Below are 19,033 nucleotides of genomic sequence, written 5' to 3' on the forward strand. Positions count from 1 at the left end.
TCCTGCTTCCTCTATATTAACCTGTCTCCTCTTATCTCAGCAATAAAAGCCTCATAGGGCTGTATCATCCCGTCCTTCATGACCTCCGGCTTATTCTGAATGATAACCTTGTACTCCGGAGACAAAATCCCCTCAAGGCGGCCGGCCGGCACCGGGCTGCCTGTCAGATTGGCGGCCACCAGCCACTTTTTTCCATCATATTCCCTCTCGTACACAAACAGCGATTCATCCTCAGGCAGCAGCAGGCGGTAGCTTCCCTCTGTAAGGATATCCTCCTCATGGCGGAGACGAATCAGCTTCTGATAGTAATGGAATACGGAATCCTGGTCCTTAAGAGCCTCCTCCACATTGATTTCCTTATAACGCGGATTTACCTTGAACCACGGAGTGCCGGAAGTAAATCCTGCGTTCTCCCCACCGGTCCACTGCATGGGCGTCCTGGCATTATCCCGGCTCTTATTCCAGACCGCCTTTTTAAACTCCTCCCGGCTGATGGTTTTCTCACGTTCCACCAGTTCCAGGCAGGCATTCTTCACTTCCACATCCTCATACTCATCCAGCTCATAGGAAGCATTTACCATCCCAATCTCCTCCCCCTGGTATACATAGGGGGTTCCCTTCATGCCGTGCAGAATTGTCGCGTAGGCCTTGGCGCATTCCTTTCTGTAGCAGGTATCGCTGCCCCACCGGGAAACCACTCTGGGCTGGTCATGGTTTTCCAGATAAAGCGCATTCCAGCCATGGCCCTCCAGCTTCTCCTGCCAGTCCGACATGACCCGCTTCAGATTCCGGATATCAAATGGCTTCAATGCCCATTTGCGGTTCACATGGCCTGGAATACGGTCAATGTTCATGTGTTCAAATGTAAATATCATATTCAGCTCCTGGCGCCTGGGGTCCACAAACAGCCGGGCATTTTCAGAGGTGGAACCAGGGGCCTCGCCCACAGTCATACAGTCATATCCCATAAGCGCCTCTCGGTTCATTTCCTGAAGGAACTCATGGAGTCTTGGACCGTTGGAATGCATGAAACCGGTATAGTAACGCCTGCCGGGTTCTTCCGGATAGTCCGGAAAATCCGTGTATTTGGAAATGGATGCAATCACGTCCATGCGCCAGCCGTCCACGCCCTTATCCATCCAGAATTTCATCAGGTCGTAGACCTCCCTGCGCACAGTCTCATTTTCCCAGTTCAGGTCCGGCTGCTTCTTATCATAGAAATGCAGGTAATACTGTCCCCGTTCCGGGTCATAGGTCCAGGCACTTCCACAGAAGCTGGAGCCCCAGTTATTCGGTTCTCCTCCATCGTCTTTTGGGTCTTTCCAGATGTAATAATCGCTGTAAGGATTGTCGGCAGACTTCCGGCTCTCCACAAACCACTGGTGCTCATCTGAGGTATGGTTAGCAACCAAATCCATGACAATCCTGATTCCCCGGTCATGGGCTTTTTCTATCAGCTCATCCATGTCCTCCATGGTGCCAAACTTTTCATACATCTGCCGGTAGTCCCGGATATCGTATCCATTGTCCTGCTGCGGTGAATCATATACAGGACTCAGCCAGATTACGTCAATTCCCAGGTCCTTAAGATAATCCAGTTTTTGGATAATACCCTGCAAATCCCCAAAACCATCCCCATTGGAATCCATAAAACTTCTGGGATAAATCTGATATACAACGGACTTCTTCCACCAATCGCTCATACATGCATCTCCTCATGATTTTAAATTTTGCGAAAGCCGCGCCCGGCTTTCATCCATGTCTTGATGCGATTATATACAGATACCCTGTACAAGGTCAACAGGTTACGGCCATAACCTCTTTATTGCACAAACCAATATTGCAGTATATCCAGTCCGCCTTTTCCTATGTAATATCATACATCGTATACAAAATGGGGAATAAGCCGTCCGTCCACAATGGACCTGGTTTCCCGGTCCTGCACCGCGCCCATTTTCCTGTAAAATCCCGCAGCCTGGGGACTGGTGACAAAGTGAATGCGGCCGATTCCCTGGTGCGCGCACCAGCCTGTCATATGCTTCCACATCCGTTTTCCCAGACCGCTCCCCATTTTACCCTCCGCCACATAAAAATATTCCAGCTCCCATTCATATCCATCCTGCCTGATTCCCCAGAAGGCAGCCGGGCAGCCTCCTTCCCTGGCTGCAAACACAGGATTGCTGCGGATGAAACTGTCTGTAATATTAAATCTTGCGTCAAAGGTTTCCATAAATGCTTCGTCATATCCCCAGTGAGCCTCCGACTCCCTGGCCAGCCGGCGCAGTTCCTCTGTTTCTCCTGTCTCTGCCCTCATAAACCGCAGCATGGGCCGTTCATACCGGCCGGGATAAAGGCGCTTTGCCTCTCCGGTAAATCTTGCCACCATGGCTGCCTTGTGTTCTGTATATCCGTCACGGTCATGTTCGTATTCCTTCCAGAGCCCCAGCTTCAGGGCCTCGTATTCCCTGGCAGCCTCCGTATGCTCCCTCAGATAATCCCGGAAATACAGCTCATCATTATCCCCTGCTGTCCTTAGATGCAGATGGAATACCCGCTCCTCAAATCCAGAAGGCGTATATCCACGGTTAAACGAAATCCTTCCCGCCTTTTCCATCATGCAAGTGTAGCCGCAGCAGGTAATCTGTTCCTTCATGGCCTGCATATCTCCGTCTTTGCTAATTTCCACCAGAATATCCACAATGGGCTTGGCCCAGATGGCTGGAATGGACGTGCTTCCCACATGGCTGATTTCACAGATATCCTCCATGGGCAGAAGGCGGCACAGCCGTTCCTTTTCCTCCTGGTACCACTGCGCCCAAACCGGCCTGTGTTCTGTAAGGAAAATAGGAAACAGCCGCCACAATTCTTCCAGGCTCATTCCAGAGAGCGGATTCCCGGCCTCTGTCTGCTCTGGATTCCCGGCCTCTGTCTCCAGCTTCTCTCTCTGCCTATCCCTCATCATCATGCCTCTCTGATTTTTTCTCCCATTCTTCCTTTACTCCTTTCATCCTGCGGAAATAGGAGCTCATCTCATCCGCCATACCAGAGAGACGGTTCAAAAGAGTGGAAAAATCCTTTAACATCTCATCGTCCTGGAAATAAGGGTACACGATATCATGGTCTATCTCACTCCACCCCTCCTCAAACAGGGTTCTCCCCTGGATTTCCACATAGTATCCCTTATACTTGATAATATAGTGAAGGGAACGGTATATTCCATTGGACTTAATCTCAATCAGATTCTCATCATAAATTCTGGTGTCCCCGTTCCTGCGGTAAACCTTTGGCCGTTCCGCAATGTAATAATGTCCGGGGTCCTCATCAAAATCCTTGATGCGGTCCACCACATAAAGACCAGGGTTATTCTCAAATACGCTGGTTATATATTTGTGAAAATGAATCCAATCCTCCCGGTAAAGGAAAAACACCCGGATGCCAATCAGGTCAGTGATATACTTATGGTAATTGCCGGAATCTATATCCTCAAACCGTTCAAAATGCTCATTGCGCTTTCGTATGATTTTTTCAATCAGGTGGCCTGGGTCCTTGGTGCGGTACCTGTAAGAGTGGATTCCCGCTCTCTCTATATCATAGAGATAATCGTATACAAAATCCTTACCAATGCTGCGCAGCTTCCCCTCAATGGACAGATAATCATCATATATGGCCGCCAGCTCTTCCCAATCCAGTCCTGCCGCCTCCAGTTCCTCAGGTTCAATGTTATAGCTTGTCAAAAACCTTTCCTTTTCAATCATCCGGTATCATTCCTCCTGTGTGTCCGAAAATGTCTGTATATCCGCAGCGGCCGTGTATATCCGCAGCTGTCATGTATCTTTGCGGCGGCCGTGTATATCCGCAGCTGTCATGTATATCCGCGGCGGCTGTATATGCATGGCCGCTGTGTGTCCTCACAGACGCCATACTTCATCCGTCAATAAGGCTTCATCACCAGGGCCCTTTTGTCCACAGCCCGGAGGGTTGCGAGTATTCCGTCCAGATGGTCGTACTCATGCTGAATCAGTTCCGACATATCCCCTTCCAGCTCCATGGAGCAGTCATTCCATTCCAAATCTTTATAATATATGATGCACCGTTTATACCGCTTGACCCTCACCAAAAGGCCGGGAAATGACATACAGTCATCCATCACGTCTATCAGCTCCTGGTCCGGAAAGGAAAGACGGGGATTGATAAACAGCACTGGGGTATCCAGATGCCGGTAAATAACACGTTTCCTCACCCCAATCTGAGGCGCCGCAATGGCCCTTCCCACGCCATAGCGGGACCGGAATGCCAGCAGCGTATCCTTTAAATCCTCCCTTACCTGTTCCATCTGCGGAAGCTCCTCTTTTTTTACTTCCCCGCTGACCTCATATAATTCAGGATTTCCCAATAGCAGAATCGTCCGCTCCATATCAAGCCTCCCTCTGCGCTGTTTTCTTTCATGTACAACGCGTTTTCCTTAGTATATCATGATTCCTTAGTATTTCCAAATCCCAATTAAAGGGTATGAGCAAAAAAAGCCGGACCGCCTCCTGTACATGGGGCAGCCCGGACCTGTCTTTCCGGATATTTCACTTCTGCAAATTCAGTTTTGTCCTTCCGGTTACTACACTTCTGCGAATTCAATCAGATTCAGTCCGATTGATTCACTCATTCTTCTGCCAGCGGTTCCGTCAATCACCGTAATGAAAATCTCAGCAGTGGCACTGATAACCGCCCTGTTCAAATGCCCTCCATGGCATTCTCCCTCCAGAGGGTTGCCGATTACCATGTGAAGATGAAGGTAGGGATTTCCTCCCTGCTGTGTGATGTTGCCTGTAAGGGAGGCAATCTCATAGATTCCCTTAAAAGACTTTCCGTAATATTTCTTTTCCCCTGTGTCAAATACCCCCAGTTCCACCTCGCAGGCAGCTCCCAGCCCGGAAACCTCGCCCAGTGCCACCTTTTCATTTCTGCAGACCTCCCGGATGCACTCCGCCACTTCCTCGCCCGGATTCAGGCGGACAACAATTTTTTCTCCAAATCTTTTATATTCCATGGTATTGACTCCTTTCAAACACAGTTTACAATACATTTAACCATTATATATTTACATATGTAAGATGTAAAATTATATTTTTTACGGTAAGCTCTAACTTTTTGTTATGGTTGATTCCAATTTCCCCATTGTCACGGCTCATTTATAGGTATACAATTATACTAACAGCTATTTTGCACCATACAATCATAAAGATACCAGAAGGAGATACATAATGGATAACGGAATGAAAATCCCTGACTGTCCCGTGGAAATGACACTGCAGCTCATTGGCGATAAATGGAAGGTTCTCATCATCCGGGATTTGCTCACAGGCACTAAGAGATTCAACGAGCTCATGCGGTCCGTCAGCGGCATAACCCAGAAAGTTCTGACCAGCCATCTCAGGGCCATGGAGCAGGCCGGACTGATTACCCGGAAGATATACCCCCAGGTTCCCCCAAAAGTGGAATATACCCTGACAGAGACAGGGTACAGCCTGAAGCCCATACTGGACTCCATGGTGGCCTGGGGAACGGATTACAAAAACAATATGGGACAGACATCAACGCAAAAAGAGCCGTGAACCCGGATACGTTTCACAATCCCGGTGTTCATGGCTCCTTTATGGTATTACCTGTACATAACAGGCTCCAGTCCTAAAAAATCTGCTGTGTCCCGGAGGGCCTTCATCCCGTCAAGACGCCCCAAATTATACATCTTCTGTATCTTCTCCGGTCTGTTCTCTGTCCGGCTGATTTTAATAAGATGGCTGGGGCGTATGACAAAGATTTCCCCGTCAGCCTCCATGCGTCTGACCTCTTCCAGTTCCCTGTTATACATCAGGTGACGGCACTCCATGGTTTTTATAAATTCAGGATACCGGCGGTACACCCTTCGGATGGCGGGAAGCATGTGGCCCGGCTTTTTGCGGTAACCATCCGGCCTTGTAAGTATGACCAGGCTTTTGCCAAAGCCCATTTTGCGGAATGCTGCCGCCGGTATGGAGTCGGATACTCCCCCGTCCAGCAGTTTCTGTCCCTCTATCTCTACAATCCTGGAAACCAGAGGCATGGACGCGGATGCCCGAATCCATTCAATATTCTCCCCCCTCAGGCTGTCGCATCTGTGGTACACCGGCCTTCCGGTTTCCACATCCGTACAGGTGGCATAAAACTCCATCGGCGACGCCTCAAAGGCATCATTGTCAAAGGGGTCCAGCCGCTCCGGCAGTTCGTGATAGCAGAAATCATTTCCCACCAGGTCCCCGGTCATAACCAGGGAGCGGAAACTCATATACCGGGGGTCCCGGCAGTACTTCAGATTATACCGGATGGAACGTCCGGCCTGCCCCGCCACAAAACTGCACCCATGGATGGCTCCGGCCGAAACGCCCACCAGGCCGTCTGTCTTAATGCCATGTTCCAATAATACATCCAATACGCCGGCGGCGTAAATGCCACGCATTCCGCCGCCTTCCACAACAATTCCAGTTTTCATTTCCATCAACCTCTTTACAGACGCATCTTAGGAATCAGCCCTTACACCATCCCAATCGCCCTGGCCTGTCAGCCAGTTAAGCGCCTTGCGCCATTCCCTTACCACTCCTGACTTCATACCCACTGGCTCCGGCAGCCTGTGGCGTCTGGCATTGATGCAGGACCATTCCAGACAGGAAATAAGGTCGCAGGCATCCAGCAGCTCCCTTGGGCTCTTGGGCCTTGATTTTGCCATAATCTTACTGATACTGGTGCCATTTCTCAGGGACTTCACCAAATCAGCCGGATTGCATGGATGGTCCGGGAATCCCAGCTCCTCCACCAGTCCCAGCGCCCACTCTACCACGTATAGAGATTCATACTGCCTTAAGAATGACAGGACTTCCTTCCTGTCAGGAGCTGTATCGTGAAGATACTTCCACTCCCTGGGTGAAAAATAATCCTGCGTATTGTTATTATCAATATAATCCATCAGGAAATTCTGGGCCTTTTCCATCCCGTTTTTTTCATCCAGCAGGCATTCCGAATAAATGGCCACGCCCATGATGGCCAGCGCCCTCTGCGCTGTCTCTTCCAGGGAGGGACAGGTCACCTGTGAAGCAGGCGCAACCGGGGGCAGCCATCCGGGTACATAGACGGCATTGCCGATAAGGGTCTGCATGGTACGCATCCTGCGGTCTACCTGTTCCTGGGTAATATCCTTTCCGGCCTTTAACTCCGGCTCCTGATAGGGAAGATAGCGGGTAAATGCACTTCCGCCCTTGTCGGACAGAATCAGCAGCTTTTCCCCATTCTCACCGCAGCAGAACATGCTGTCTTCTTTCTCTTCCTGGTTCTGAATCAGAATGATTCCTTCCAGGTCGTTTAAGATGGACACAAACATGTCCTCAATCATGGTCTTCTTGTCCTCAATGTCCTCCTGGTCTTCCACGTCAAAGGCGTATTCCACCAGCACGAAACTTCTGGCCCGTCCAATCTGGTACAGCAGGTTGGTTTTAACATCCGTCACCCCTGTTTCAACCTGATAGAAATGGTCGCAGGTTCCCTCCACCTGTCTCTTTATGAACTCCTCTGCCTGCTCACCGGCGGATTCGCTGGCCACTGCCAGACGAATCTCTATATCTCCGTTATGCAGTACCAGGGTATCCCCCTTTCCCTCCGGGTCCAGACCAAAGGTTGCGCACAGTACTTGAATGATTTTTTCCTGTGACGGGATATCTGAGAAAATGAAGGACTTGCCTTCATATCGATTTGCAGGGGCTGATGTCTCTGTTGTATTTTTTTCTTCAAACAATTCCATATAAATCTCCTTCTTGGTTAAGCCGTATAAAACAGTTTGATTATACTATGTTTGGTGGGAAAACACAAATTATTCCTTATATTTTCTACTATTTCCCTTCAAAATAATCCGAAGCCACCATCCCATAGATACACTCATCGCATATCCCCTGATTATTCCACCCATACTGGCGCAGGGTTCCTTCCTTCTTAAGCCCGCAGGCTGCCATAACCTTTCCGCTGTTCACATTTCGTGTATCGTGGAGGGCCTCCACACGGTTAGCACCCTCCTCCTCGAAAAAGAACCGGATTACCTCAGCAAATGCCTCCTTCATGATTCCGTGCCTCCACCATTTCCGGCTCAGACAGTATCCCACTGTCACACGCCCCGCCTTCTGGTTGAGCTGCGGAACGCCCAGACTTCCGATGACATTGCTCTCATCTTCCTTCCAGGCTATGGCCCAGTTATAAAAATCACCGGACCCATAGGACTGAATCCAGCCCTCCAGGATTCCCCTTGTCTCATCCACATCCTTGTGCGGTTCCCAGAAAAGGAACTTTGTGACCTGGGAATCACTAGCCCAGTTCCTGTACATGGCGTCAGCATCCTCCGCCGCAAAAGGCCGCAGTACCAGCCGCTCTGTCTCCAATCTTACGGTTCCGGAATTCTTCATCATAGTCCTCTCCTTTCATGCACATACAAGGGATGTGCGCAGCATGATTGACCTGCAACAGAATATTATTCTTTAATATAGCACACATCCCGCATTTTAGGAACCCATGATATTCCGGATTATTTTAAGTTTATTCCACGCCTGCTTTTTTACAGATATCACTGAGACAGCATGCCTCACAATGGGGTTTTGTCCTGGCCGTACAGACATCCCGGCCATGGAATACCAGCCTGTGGCAGAAATCACTGCCTTCCTCAGGCGGTACAAGCTTCCACAGAGCCATTTCCACCTTCTTTGGCTCCTTGACACCATCCACCAGACCCATGCGGTTCACCAGGCGGATACAGTGGGTGTCCGTCACAATGGCCGGCTTTCCAAACACATCCCCCATAATCAGATTGGCGCTCTTTCTTCCCACTCCGGGAAGCTTTAACAGGGCGTCAAAATCATCCGGCACCTTACCCTTGTACTGTTCCTTCAGTATTTTCATGCAGGCGCTGATGTCCCTGGCCTTGCTGTGTCCCAGACCGCAGGGCTTCACAATCCGTTCAATCTCTTCCACATCCGCCTCTGCCAGTGCATCCACATCCGGGTATCTGGCGTAAAGGTCCTCCACCACCACATTCACCCTTGCGTCCGTACACTGCGCCGCCAGACGTACGCTGACCAGCAGTTTCCACGCATGGTCATAATCCAGGGTACAGCCTGCATCCGGGTATTCCTTTTTCAGGCGGTCTATGATTTCCAATGCAAGTTTTTCCTTTGTCATGTCCTATCTCCTTTGTATGCTGCAATGCACTTTTATTATACATGACGCCCGTCTGTTTCTCAAGCAAAATACCCTGCGGCAGGCTGTTAAAACAACCGGCTGCAGGGTATTTTGTTTCTTCCTGTATCTCACATAATTACTTGACAATAAACGACTTTCTCTTACTTACCACATCAAATATAACCGCTGCCAGCAGAACGCCGCCCTTTACCACCTTCTGCAGGTTCTGGTCCACGCCCATGATGCTCATGCCCAGGTTCAGTACGCCCATCAGGGTAGCGCCCACAATAACGCCGGGGACTGTACCGGTTCCGCCGTATGCCGAAGCTCCGCCGATGAAGCAAGCTCCGATGGCATCCATCTCATAGCTGTTTCCTGCCGTTGGGTTGGCGGAATTCAGTCTGGCCACCGTAACCATGCCTGCTATGGCTGCCAGAAGGCCCATGTTCAGGTAAGCCAGGAAATATACGCGGTTGGTATTGATACCGGAAAGCTTTGTTGCCTTCTCATTGCCGCCCACAGCGTAGAAATAACGGCCTGTGGTGGTCTTGGAAGCAATATAACTGTAGATTCCAATGATAACCGCAACCCATATAAGAGCGTTGGGAATCCCCTTGTACTGGGCCAGACGGAACATGAAGGAAAGCAGGACCACGCAGATGACTGCCATCTTGATAACAACGCCTGTAAGGGGTTCCACATAATACCCCTTTGCCAGCTTCTGCCGTCTTCCATTGAACACGATAAATGCATAGACAACGCAGGCAATGACGCCCACCAGGAAACAGGTCAGGTTAAAGCCTTCCACTGCAAAGAAATCCGGTACATAAGTATTAAACAGCACCAGGAACTGGTCCGGTATGGGTGCAAGGGTCATGCCCTGGAGCACCACGTTGGAAAGTCCCCGAAACATTAACATTCCCGCCAGGGTAACGATGAAAGGAGGTATCCTGACATAGGCAATCCAGAAGCCCTGCCATGCTCCCACCAGCATTCCCATGACTGCCATGGCAATAAGGGTAAGGTAAGGGCTGATGCCCATTTCCACCATCATCTTACCGCCGATGGCGCCCACGAAGCACACCACGGAACCAACCGAAAGGTCAATGTTTCCGCCGGTCAGGATACAGAACAGCATACCGGTGGCCAGAATGAATACATAGGCGTTCTGGGCAATCAGGTTGTTGACGTTCTGGGGAAGCAGCATTTTGCCTCCCGTATTCGCGGTAAACAGTATGATGATGACCGCAAGAGCGATTATCATTGTATATTTTTTCAGAATCTCTGAGATTTTCAGCTTTTGATTCATGGTCTACTCTCCTTTATCAGCTTTAAGAATACAGGACATGATATATTCCTGGGTCGCTTCTGCTGCGTCCACTTCCCCGGCCAGCTTACCCTCATTCATGATATAAATGCGGTCCGACATGCCCAGCACCTCCGGAAGCTCCGACGATATCATGATGACGGACTTTCCCTCCTCCACCAGACGGTTTATGATACAATATATCTCGTACTTTGCGCCCACGTCGATTCCCCTTGTGGGCTCATCCAGAATCAGCACATCCGGCTCTGTGAACATCCATTTGGCCAGAAGCACCTTCTGCTGGTTGCCGCCGCTTAGGTTTCCCGCGTTCTGCTCCACTCCCGGACATTTTGTTTTCAGCTTATCCTTGTACTCCACAGCCACCATATATTCCTTATCCTTGTCTATGACTCCATGGCTGCTGACCGCCTCCATATTGGCAAGGGTTGTGTTAACACGGATTGGATTGGACAAGATAAGGCCGTTCCCCTTCCTGTCCTCGGTTACATATGCGATTTTATGGTGTATGGCATCGTGAACCGTGTTCAGCTGGACCTCTTTTCCCCCGATAAAAAGCTGGCCCGATATATTGGTGCCGTAGCTCTTTCCGAAAATGCTCATGGCCAGCTCCGTACGCCCTGCTCCCATAAGCCCGCAGATTCCCACCACTTCCCCCTTGTTGACGCGGAGGGATACGTGGTCCACCACCTTCCTGTCTGAATACAGGGGATGGTATACCACCCAATCCTTAACCTCCAGGGCAGTGTCTCCGATGTTTACGTTTTCCCTCCTGGGGAACCGGTCCGTCAGCTCACGTCCCACCATGCCCTTTATGATTCGGTCCTCTGAAATGTCATCGGTCTGTTTATCCAGCGTCTCAATGGTGGCGCCGTCCCGGATAACCGTTATCTTATCGGCCACATATGCAATCTCATTGAGTTTATGGGAAATAATGATGGATGTCATGCCTTCCTGCTTGAATTTAAGCAGCAGCTCCAGCAGGGCCTTGGAATCATCCTCATTTAGGGAAGCCGTTGGTTCGTCCAGAATCAGCAGCCGGGCCTTTTTGGCAAGGGCCTTGGCTATCTCCACCAGCTGCTGCTTTCCCACTCCGATATCCTTAATCAGCGTATGGGAGGACTCGTTAAGGCCCACTGTCTTAAGATAGCGGTCAGCCTCGTCGTATGTCTCATCCCAGTTAATTGCCATCTTCTTTCCTTTTTCATTTCCAAGATACATGTTCTCACCAATGGACATGTATGGAATCAATGCCAGCTCCTGGTGGATGATGACGATTCCCTTTTCCTCACTGTCGCTGATTTTATCGAACTTGCACACCTGTCCGTCGTAAATGATATCGCCCTCATATGTGCCGTAGGGATATATGCCGCTGAGCACGTTCATGAGAGTGGATTTACCGGCTCCGTTTTCCCCCACCAGTGCGTGGATTTCTCCCTTTTCCACCTTCAGGTTTACATTGTCAAGGGCTTTTACTCCGGGGAAGGTCTTGGTGATATTTCTCATTTCCAAAAGTATCTCTGCCATTCTATCCCTCCTACAACCGTACAGGCGGGTATTTCTCCCCGCCTGTACGATTCTCATCTTTTCCGGCCTGTTTCACCGGTCCATCTGATTACTTTAACTGGTCTTCCGTGTAATAGCCGGAATCAATCAGCATTTCTTTGTAATTATCGATTGTGACAACCACCGGCTCGCAGAGATATGTGGGGATTACGCCTGTGCCGTTGTCATAAGACTTGGTATCATTTACTTCTGCCTCTCCGCCCTGCATAACAGCGTCCACCATCTTAACTACCTGGGATGCCAGGGTACGTGTATCCTTGAATACGGACATGGCCTGCTTACCGGCAATCAGGTTCTTCGTATTGGCAATGTCGCAGTCCTGTCCTGTGATAATAGGATATTCGCCGGTATAGGAAGATGCAAGGGCATTCTCAACACCCAGTGCAGTGGAGTCATTGGAGCAAAGTACTGCATGTAATACGGTTCCGTCGGAATAGTTGCCTGCGATGATGGTATCCATCCTGTTCTGTGCCTTCTCTGAATCCCAGTTGGCGGTTGCCACCTGCTCAAATGTGGTCTGGCCGGACTTTACAACCAGCTTTCCGCTGTCAATGTATGGCTGAAGCACGTCCATGGCTCCGCCGAAGAAGAAGTTGCAGTTGTTGTCAGCCGGGTCGCCGGTGAACATCTCAATATTAAACGGTCCGTCGTTCTCCTCTAATCCAAGGGCCTCTACCAGATACTCGCCCTGTTTCTGTCCTACCATATAGTTGTCAAAGGTTGCATAGTATGTAACAGCGTCAGAGTTCATAAGAAGTCTGTCATAAGAAATAACCGGTATGCCCGCTTCCTTGGCCTGTCCCAGAGGCTCGCCCAGAGAGCTTCCGTCGATGGATGCAATTACCAGCATCTCACAGCCGTTGGAAATCATGTTTTCCACCTGGGATACCTGGGTCTGCACATCGTTGCTGGCGTACTGAAGGTCTACCTCATATCCTGCTGCCTCCAGCTCTGCCTTCATGTTGCTTCCGTCCTGGTTCCATCTCTGCAAATCCTTGGTGGGCATTGCCACGCCAACCAGATGCTTTTCGCCGGATGCAGCCCCGTCCTTTGCTGCTTCTGTCTCTGCCTTGGTGTCCTCAGCCTTGGCATCCTCTGCCTTTGAATCAGCCGGCGCCTCTGTCTTTGCCTCTGAAGCAGGAGCGGCTCCCTCCTTGCTTCCGCATGCCATAAGGCTGCCTGCCATGGCTAATGTAAGCATGGTCACTAACAATTTCTTTTTCATATTGTAAATCCTCCTCCAAATGTTTTTGATGGTTTCAATATACCATAACCGGCTCTGGACTTGCTTGGCACCCATCTGCACACTTTTAAGGGATTTAAAAAAATGCCCTGTGCTCTACAGGACATTTTTGCTCAGTTTATATTGTTCTTAGTTAAAAATATGCTAATTTACATTCAGATACACATCCTCCTTGGCATGAAACCCGCCCTTAATGATAACCTCGTCCATATTTTCCTTGGTGACGGCAATGGGCTGCAGCTCCAGATAGGGCACGTTATAGGTACCGTCATAGGCAGTGTCCTGCACCTCCTCGATTTCCTCCCCCAGTCCCAGGAGCACTGCGCATTTGGCTGCCATGCTGGCCTCCTGCTCCACTGATTTAAAAGCCGTCATCTCCTGGGTACCCTCCACAATGCGCTGACAGGCTGCCAGGTCGCCGTCCTGACCAGTCACACATACCTTTCCGGCCAGCCTTTCCTCGGACAGGGCCCGGAAGGCCTGGCTGGCCAGGTCGTCGTTTCCGCAGATGATTCCCTTTACATTGCGGTCCTGTTTTAAGCCCTCCTTGGTGTAGGTATAGGCATTCTCCGCAATCCAGCCCACACAGTTGGACTCGTAGACCACGTTGAGATTGCTGCCTGCCAGCGTCTCGTCAATGCCCTCACGGATAAGCTTTACATTGTTATCCGTCAGCGGACCCTGAATCAGGAAAATATCGCCTCCGTCCGGTATGTTTTCCAGCAGGCTCCTGGCCATCAGTCTTCCCACCTCGGTATTGTCAAAGGATATGTACAGGTCGCATCCGGAATTCATTATAAGCCGGTCATAGGAAACCGTCTTGATTCCGGCTTCCCGTGCTTTAATCATCACATCCGACAGCGCCTCACAGTCCCCTGCCACCACCACGATAACATCCACCTGCTTCTTGATGAAATACTCTATCTGGGAAATCTGTTCCTGCACATCCCCGTTGGCATTCTGCACATTGACCTCCGCCCCCAGCTCCTTTGCCGTGGACACGAACACATCCCGCTCACGCATCCACCGTTCTATGACAAAGGATTCAAAGCTGAGACCAATCTGTACCTTAGGCTCCTCCTGCTCCACACTGCCCGCCGCTGCGTCCTCTGTTCCGGCACAGCCCGAAGCAGCCAGGACTGTAAACAGGACTGCTGCCAGTATACAGGCAATGCGTCCTGCAGTACCCCTTTTGCGTATACCCATACCGTTTCCCTATCCTTTCCTCATCTTTTCCTTATCCTTTTCCCGCCCATTCTCCGGCCCCTTCCTTACCCCTTTCCTGTTCCATTCTCCATCCGTTCCCTGTACTCACTGGGATTGACGCCCTCGTATTTCTTGAAAATACGGCTGAAGTAATTGGGGTCGCTGTATCCTACCATGGCGCATATCTGTTTGATGCTGTAATCCGGGTTCTGAAGACAGACGCAGGCCTGTCTCATCCTGGTCCGGGTCAGGTACTCGATGAAATTTTCCCCTGTTCCCTGCTTAAACAGCTTGCTGAAATAGTAAGGGCTTATATTTACCATTCTGGATATCTCGTCCAGTGATATATCCTTCTGGTAATTTTCATCAATGTATTTCCTCACTGAATCCACCAGATACTCCATCTCCTTCTTTTTCTCAGTACCTGCGCATTTGCATATTTCCCGTGTCTTTTCCAGGAACCAGAGGCATAATTTGTCGCTGTCAGATGCATCCCTTATTTCGCGTATATAGCTGCCCCTGGGCTTCAGGCCGAACTCAGTGCCGTCTTTTGCGCATATCCGGTACTCCAGCTGCATGATAAGCTCCAGCACCTTTGCCTCCATGTCCTCGCGGCAGCCATACCTTCCCTCCATGCAGGAAAACAGTTCCGCTCCGCAGGCAGCGGCTCCCTCGCTGTCCGCCTTCATTCCCCGCTCATAATAGCTGTTTTCCAGCTCCCTTGGATATTCCCCGGTCACGTCCTCCTGTCTGCTTGGGATATCCATGATGTGGACCACATGGCTTCCGCTCTCCCGCAGGGCTCTCAGCGCCTCCCCATAGGACTCTTTTGCGTTTTCCATTGGTTTTGTACTCCCGATGCCGCTGCGGAAATCACTGCCAATGCGCTCCTCCAGTTTCTGAAGCATGGTTCTTGTCCTGGTAATGACCTCCACCCGTTCTTCATACTTAAGCACCGGCTCAGGGGAGGGCACATACAGCACCACCCGGTTGCCCATGACAGGTCCTGTAATGCAGGAAAAATAATCCTTAAGGATTTCCCTCATATCCTGATAATATTTATTAGCCTTTACGCTGGAGCCAATTGCATTGGTCAGCCTGCCGTTCTCATCCCTGTCTCCGAATTCCAGCACCAGGCAGAAACCGTAGCCGTCACGGATTCCCAGCAGTTCCTGATAGCCGGAGCTGTCCGTACCTCCGTCGTCCTGGAGCATGTTGTAGATAAATCCGCTCTCAATCATGGGCACCACGATTTCCAGACGTTCCCTTATCTTAAGGTCGTCGCTGCGTTTCTGCCTGGCTTCCTCCACCCTCTGCATGGCTTTCATGCATACGTCCAGAATGATTTTCTTATTGGAAATTGGCTTGGTCAGATACTCCATAACCCCCAGGTTTACAGCCTCCTTTGCATAGGCGAATTTGTCGTAGGCCGTGATGATGATGATAATCATCTCCTTATTGACCTTCCTGATTTCCTGGATGGCCTGGATACCGCTGAGCCCCGGCATATGGATGTCCACAAACGCAATGTCCGGGTGAAAGCTCTCCGCCATCTCCACAACAGCCCTTCCTGTCTTGACACACTGTATCTCACATTCACTTCCAAAGCTGGTGGCAATGATATGCTTTAGGGACTCCAGCATAATCCCCTCGTCATCTGCCAGTAATATCCGAAACATGTTCGTCTTCCTCCTTCACCGGAATATGGATGATAACCTCGGTCCCCGTTCCGGGGCCTTCGCTCACAATCTGGACCAGGCCCTTTTGCTGGTAATACAGCTCCAGACGGCTTACCACATTATCCAGTCCGATTCCCGTGGAATCGCCGTCATCCGGCGTTTCCTGCTTCCTGCCTTCCATGACCTCAAGAATCCTCTCCCTGCTCATGCCCTTTCCGTTATCCCGGACACTGATGCGGATAAAATCCCTGCCTCCCCGGACCGTCAGCAGGATGGTCCCATTCTCTTCCATGCCCCGGATTCCATGCCTGACCGCATTCTCCACAATGGGCTGCAGTATCATGCTGGGCATCTTCACATCCAATACCCGGTGGTCTATGGACTCCTTAAACTGTATGTCCCCTGCAAACCTTACGTTCAGTATGTAAATATAATTTTCAGCCGCAGCAGTCTCATCCCCTACGGTGGCGTCCTCCAGCCCCTTTTTTACATTATAGCGGAAAAATTCCGCCATCTTGTCCAGGAAAATACAGGTTTTTTCCGCATCCTCCATCATGGCCAGCTGCGCCCCTGCATTGAGGGAATTAAACAGGAAATGGGGATTAATCTGGGACTGGAGGTATTTAAGACGCGCTTCCTTCAGATGGTTTTCCATTAATAGCTCACGCTCCAGGAGCTCCTGCTCCTTCTCCGCCCCCTCCTTCACCTTGGCCACGTACTCCTCCAGACTGCCCACCATCTGGTTAAAGGTCCTGGTGACAATGCCAATCTCGTCATTGGAGTCCGTATGCGGCATTTTAACATTAAAATTACCCTGGCCCACCAGATTGGCGGTCCTTGCCAGACTGGTAAGAGGCGTCACCATATCCTTTACCAGCATCCTGAGCACCATAAGTCCGGCCATCATCACAATCATCAGGATTACCATATTAAACACCTCCATATAGCGAAGGGCCTCTCTCATGGTCTGATAACTGGCTGAGTTATTTTTAAACTGAAGCTCGTTGAGCTCCGATATACGCATGTTGATGTACTGGTACAGGGTAAGTGCCCTCTCATAAGCCTCCCTGTACCGCTCCACATTCCGTCCCCTCTTGGCCTGGACCGCATCCTGGGTCACGGCCAGATAGGATTCCGACATCATACGGATGTTTTTTTCCAGGATTTTCCCCGGCTTGTCAACTGTTTTGTCATTCAGGCGTTCTAAAAATTCCTGGTATTCCTGCTGGCTTTTATAATAGCTCTCCAGGCTGTCTGAGCTCTTCACGGACACATAGTCCCCCATGTCCTTCTGCACATGTTCCAATGCCTCTGACAGCTCGCTCAGGTTGACATTGCTGGCATATACCGTATCCATTTTTCCGGCTATTTTATTTACCTGGAGATAGATAAATATATTGCTTACAAATAACGTCAGTATCATAAGGGTTACGGCCAGCAGTATCTTTTTCTCCAGGCTCAGGCGGCCCCATATGTTCTTTCCCGGTCTTTCCATATACATTGCCCACTTTTCCTTACTCAACGCCCGCGTTTCATTAGCTGGCCTACATTTTCCTTTGTGACAAACTGCAAATCCACACTGTAATAGGAGTTGGCATGTCCTTCCTGCAGATACTCCTCCAATGCCTGTACACAGTAACGCCCCATCTGCTCCGTGTCAATGACCAGCGTAACCGGAATATTTCCCTTTGTAACAGCCTCCAGAATCTGGTCTGACTTGTAATACCCCAGCAGCTGGAGCTCCCCTACCTTATTATAGTCTATCATAGCCTGATAGGCTGCCTCTGTGTCCACGGCCTCCGTACATACAAGGACATCCGGTATGCCCTCCTTACGGAAAAATATGTTCCTTATGGTTTCATCCGCATCCACCTTTCCGGTGGAACGCATGGTTTCCTGTATGAGCCTGACCCTTCCCGATGTGTCCGGCGAGGTCACCAGCAGGTTGTTGACCTGCTCTGCTATCTGGGCCTGGCTGCTGTTGTCCCTGTCATGCAGGAGGAGCATCACCTCCACATCATCCTTATCCCGGGGCACCAGCTTAAGGATTTGTTCCCCGTACTGCCGGCCCAGCTGATAATCATTGACCCCCACAAAGCTTATACGGCTGGTATCCGAAGCGTCCTTAAGAACCGTGACCACAGGTATTCCCGCCTTACCCGCGTCATTAATCCGCTCATCTATTTTATGGCCGCCTGTGTATTCCAGGATGATTCCGTCCACCCTGGAGGCAATGGCCATATCCATAAGGCTCTCCATCTCTATGGTGGAGGAAAGGCTCTTTCCCATCAGCTCCACCAGAGCGTTGTTCTCCCTGGCAGCCTCCCTGGTACTCTCATACACATCCTTCCAGAAGGGCATGTCGGAGTCCTCCACTATCATGACATAGTGGTAGCGGTATCCATTCCCATCCTCTCCGCCCTCATCTCCTACCTGCTTTAAGACATTCTGGTAATAGGAGCTGGTAACCAGCGTGAGGAACAGCACTACCAGTATTCCTGCAATTACAATAATCCGTTCCATGCGTACCCGGTTTTTCATTGGTTTTCTGTGCCTGCCCTTTATCCATAATGCATTTATTATACTGCTTCCGGGTAAAATGGACAATAACCAATGTCTTAACCTGTCCGCAGAAGCATCATTTACAGGCCGCAAAAAAACGGCATGCCAGATACACTGACATGCCGATAGATAAGAAGGACCCCATCGTCCTGATTAAATAATTTCCCCTTTATTCAAATTGATTCAAGCGGGTGATATCGCTCCCATTCCTCC

Annotated in this window: 17 protein-coding genes; 1 reads left to right on the plus strand and 16 read right to left on the minus strand. The window is 50.2% G+C overall.

The window, feature by feature from the left end; genetic code table 11:
- Positions 1-11: 11 nt before the first annotated feature.
- The 5 genes from FGS84_RS10650 to FGS84_RS10670 form a co-directional block, all read right to left on the minus strand.
- On the minus strand, positions 12-1,703 hold the full coding sequence (locus FGS84_RS10650; protein WP_138308170.1) for an alpha-glucosidase: 1,692 nt from the start codon (positions 1,701-1,703) through the stop codon (positions 12-14).
- 173 nt (positions 1,704-1,876) lie between these two features.
- Positions 1,877-2,965, minus strand: coding sequence for a GNAT family N-acetyltransferase (locus tag FGS84_RS10655; RefSeq protein WP_243129948.1), 1,089 nt, complete (start codon positions 2,963-2,965; stop codon positions 1,877-1,879).
- Entirely contained in the window at positions 2,949-3,755 is an 807-nt protein-coding gene (locus tag FGS84_RS10660) for a GTP pyrophosphokinase (protein WP_138308172.1), read from the minus strand. The genes FGS84_RS10655 and FGS84_RS10660 overlap by 17 nt, the downstream gene beginning before the upstream one ends.
- Before the next feature lie 176 nt (positions 3,756-3,931).
- On the minus strand, positions 3,932-4,414 hold the full coding sequence (locus FGS84_RS10665) for a peptide deformylase (RefSeq protein ID WP_138308174.1): 483 nt from the start codon (positions 4,412-4,414) through the stop codon (positions 3,932-3,934).
- 195 nt (positions 4,415-4,609) lie between these two features.
- The gene (locus tag FGS84_RS10670; protein ID WP_138308176.1) at positions 4,610-5,041 is read right to left on the minus strand and encodes a PPC domain-containing DNA-binding protein; all 432 of its coding nucleotides are present in this window, start codon (positions 5,039-5,041) and stop codon (positions 4,610-4,612) included.
- A 214-nt stretch (positions 5,042-5,255) separates the two neighbouring features.
- Here FGS84_RS10670 and FGS84_RS10675 point away from each other — a divergent pair, with 214 nt between their 5' ends.
- Positions 5,256-5,606: a helix-turn-helix domain-containing protein gene (locus FGS84_RS10675; RefSeq protein ID WP_138308178.1), complete on the plus strand. Its 351-nt coding sequence runs from the start codon at positions 5,256-5,258 to the stop codon at positions 5,604-5,606.
- 47 nt (positions 5,607-5,653) lie between these two features.
- Here FGS84_RS10675 and FGS84_RS10680 read toward each other — a convergent pair whose 3' ends face one another.
- From FGS84_RS10680 to FGS84_RS10730, 11 genes are all read right to left on the minus strand, one after another.
- On the minus strand, positions 5,654-6,520 hold the full coding sequence (locus FGS84_RS10680; RefSeq protein WP_138308180.1) for a patatin family protein: 867 nt from the start codon (positions 6,518-6,520) through the stop codon (positions 5,654-5,656).
- 27 nt (positions 6,521-6,547) lie between these two features.
- Positions 6,548-7,819 (minus strand): DUF4272 domain-containing protein, encoded by a 1,272-nt coding sequence (locus tag FGS84_RS10685; protein WP_138308182.1) that lies wholly within the window; start codon positions 7,817-7,819, stop codon positions 6,548-6,550.
- A gap of 88 nt (positions 7,820-7,907) precedes the next feature.
- Positions 7,908-8,474, minus strand: coding sequence for a GNAT family N-acetyltransferase (locus FGS84_RS10690; protein ID WP_347563823.1), 567 nt, complete (start codon positions 8,472-8,474; stop codon positions 7,908-7,910).
- A gap of 127 nt (positions 8,475-8,601) precedes the next feature.
- A complete protein-coding gene (gene nth, locus FGS84_RS10695) occupies positions 8,602-9,240 on the minus strand; it encodes an endonuclease III (protein WP_138308184.1) in 639 nt (212 codons plus the stop codon).
- 136 nt (positions 9,241-9,376) lie between these two features.
- Entirely contained in the window at positions 9,377-10,549 is a 1,173-nt protein-coding gene (mmsB, locus tag FGS84_RS10700) for a multiple monosaccharide ABC transporter permease (protein WP_138308186.1), read from the minus strand.
- A gap of 3 nt (positions 10,550-10,552) precedes the next feature.
- Positions 10,553-12,091, minus strand: coding sequence for a multiple monosaccharide ABC transporter ATP-binding protein (gene mmsA, locus FGS84_RS10705; RefSeq protein WP_138308188.1), 1,539 nt, complete (start codon positions 12,089-12,091; stop codon positions 10,553-10,555).
- Positions 12,092-12,179: 88 nt separating this feature from the next.
- Positions 12,180-13,355 carry a multiple monosaccharide ABC transporter substrate-binding protein gene (chvE, locus tag FGS84_RS10710; RefSeq protein ID WP_138308190.1) on the minus strand — a complete coding sequence of 392 codons (1,176 nt, stop codon included), beginning with the start codon at positions 13,353-13,355 and terminating at the stop codon, positions 12,180-12,182.
- A gap of 162 nt (positions 13,356-13,517) precedes the next feature.
- Complete coding sequence (locus tag FGS84_RS10715) at positions 13,518-14,579, minus strand: substrate-binding domain-containing protein (protein WP_138308193.1); 1,062 nt, start codon at positions 14,577-14,579, stop codon at positions 13,518-13,520.
- 65 nt (positions 14,580-14,644) lie between these two features.
- Positions 14,645-16,258, minus strand: coding sequence for a response regulator (locus tag FGS84_RS10720; RefSeq protein WP_138308195.1), 1,614 nt, complete (start codon positions 16,256-16,258; stop codon positions 14,645-14,647).
- A complete protein-coding gene (locus tag FGS84_RS10725) occupies positions 16,233-17,759 on the minus strand; it encodes a histidine kinase (RefSeq protein ID WP_138308197.1) in 1,527 nt (508 codons plus the stop codon). Before FGS84_RS10725 ends, FGS84_RS10720 begins: the two co-directional genes overlap by 26 nt.
- Positions 17,760-17,776: 17 nt before the next feature.
- A complete protein-coding gene (locus tag FGS84_RS10730) occupies positions 17,777-18,799 on the minus strand; it encodes a substrate-binding domain-containing protein (protein ID WP_138308199.1) in 1,023 nt (340 codons plus the stop codon).
- Between the last annotated feature and the right edge of the window lie 234 nt (positions 18,800-19,033).

It is taken from the genome of Clostridium sp. 1001271st1 H5 (assembly GCF_005845215.1).
Lineage (GTDB): Bacteria > Bacillota > Clostridia > Lachnospirales > Lachnospiraceae > Enterocloster.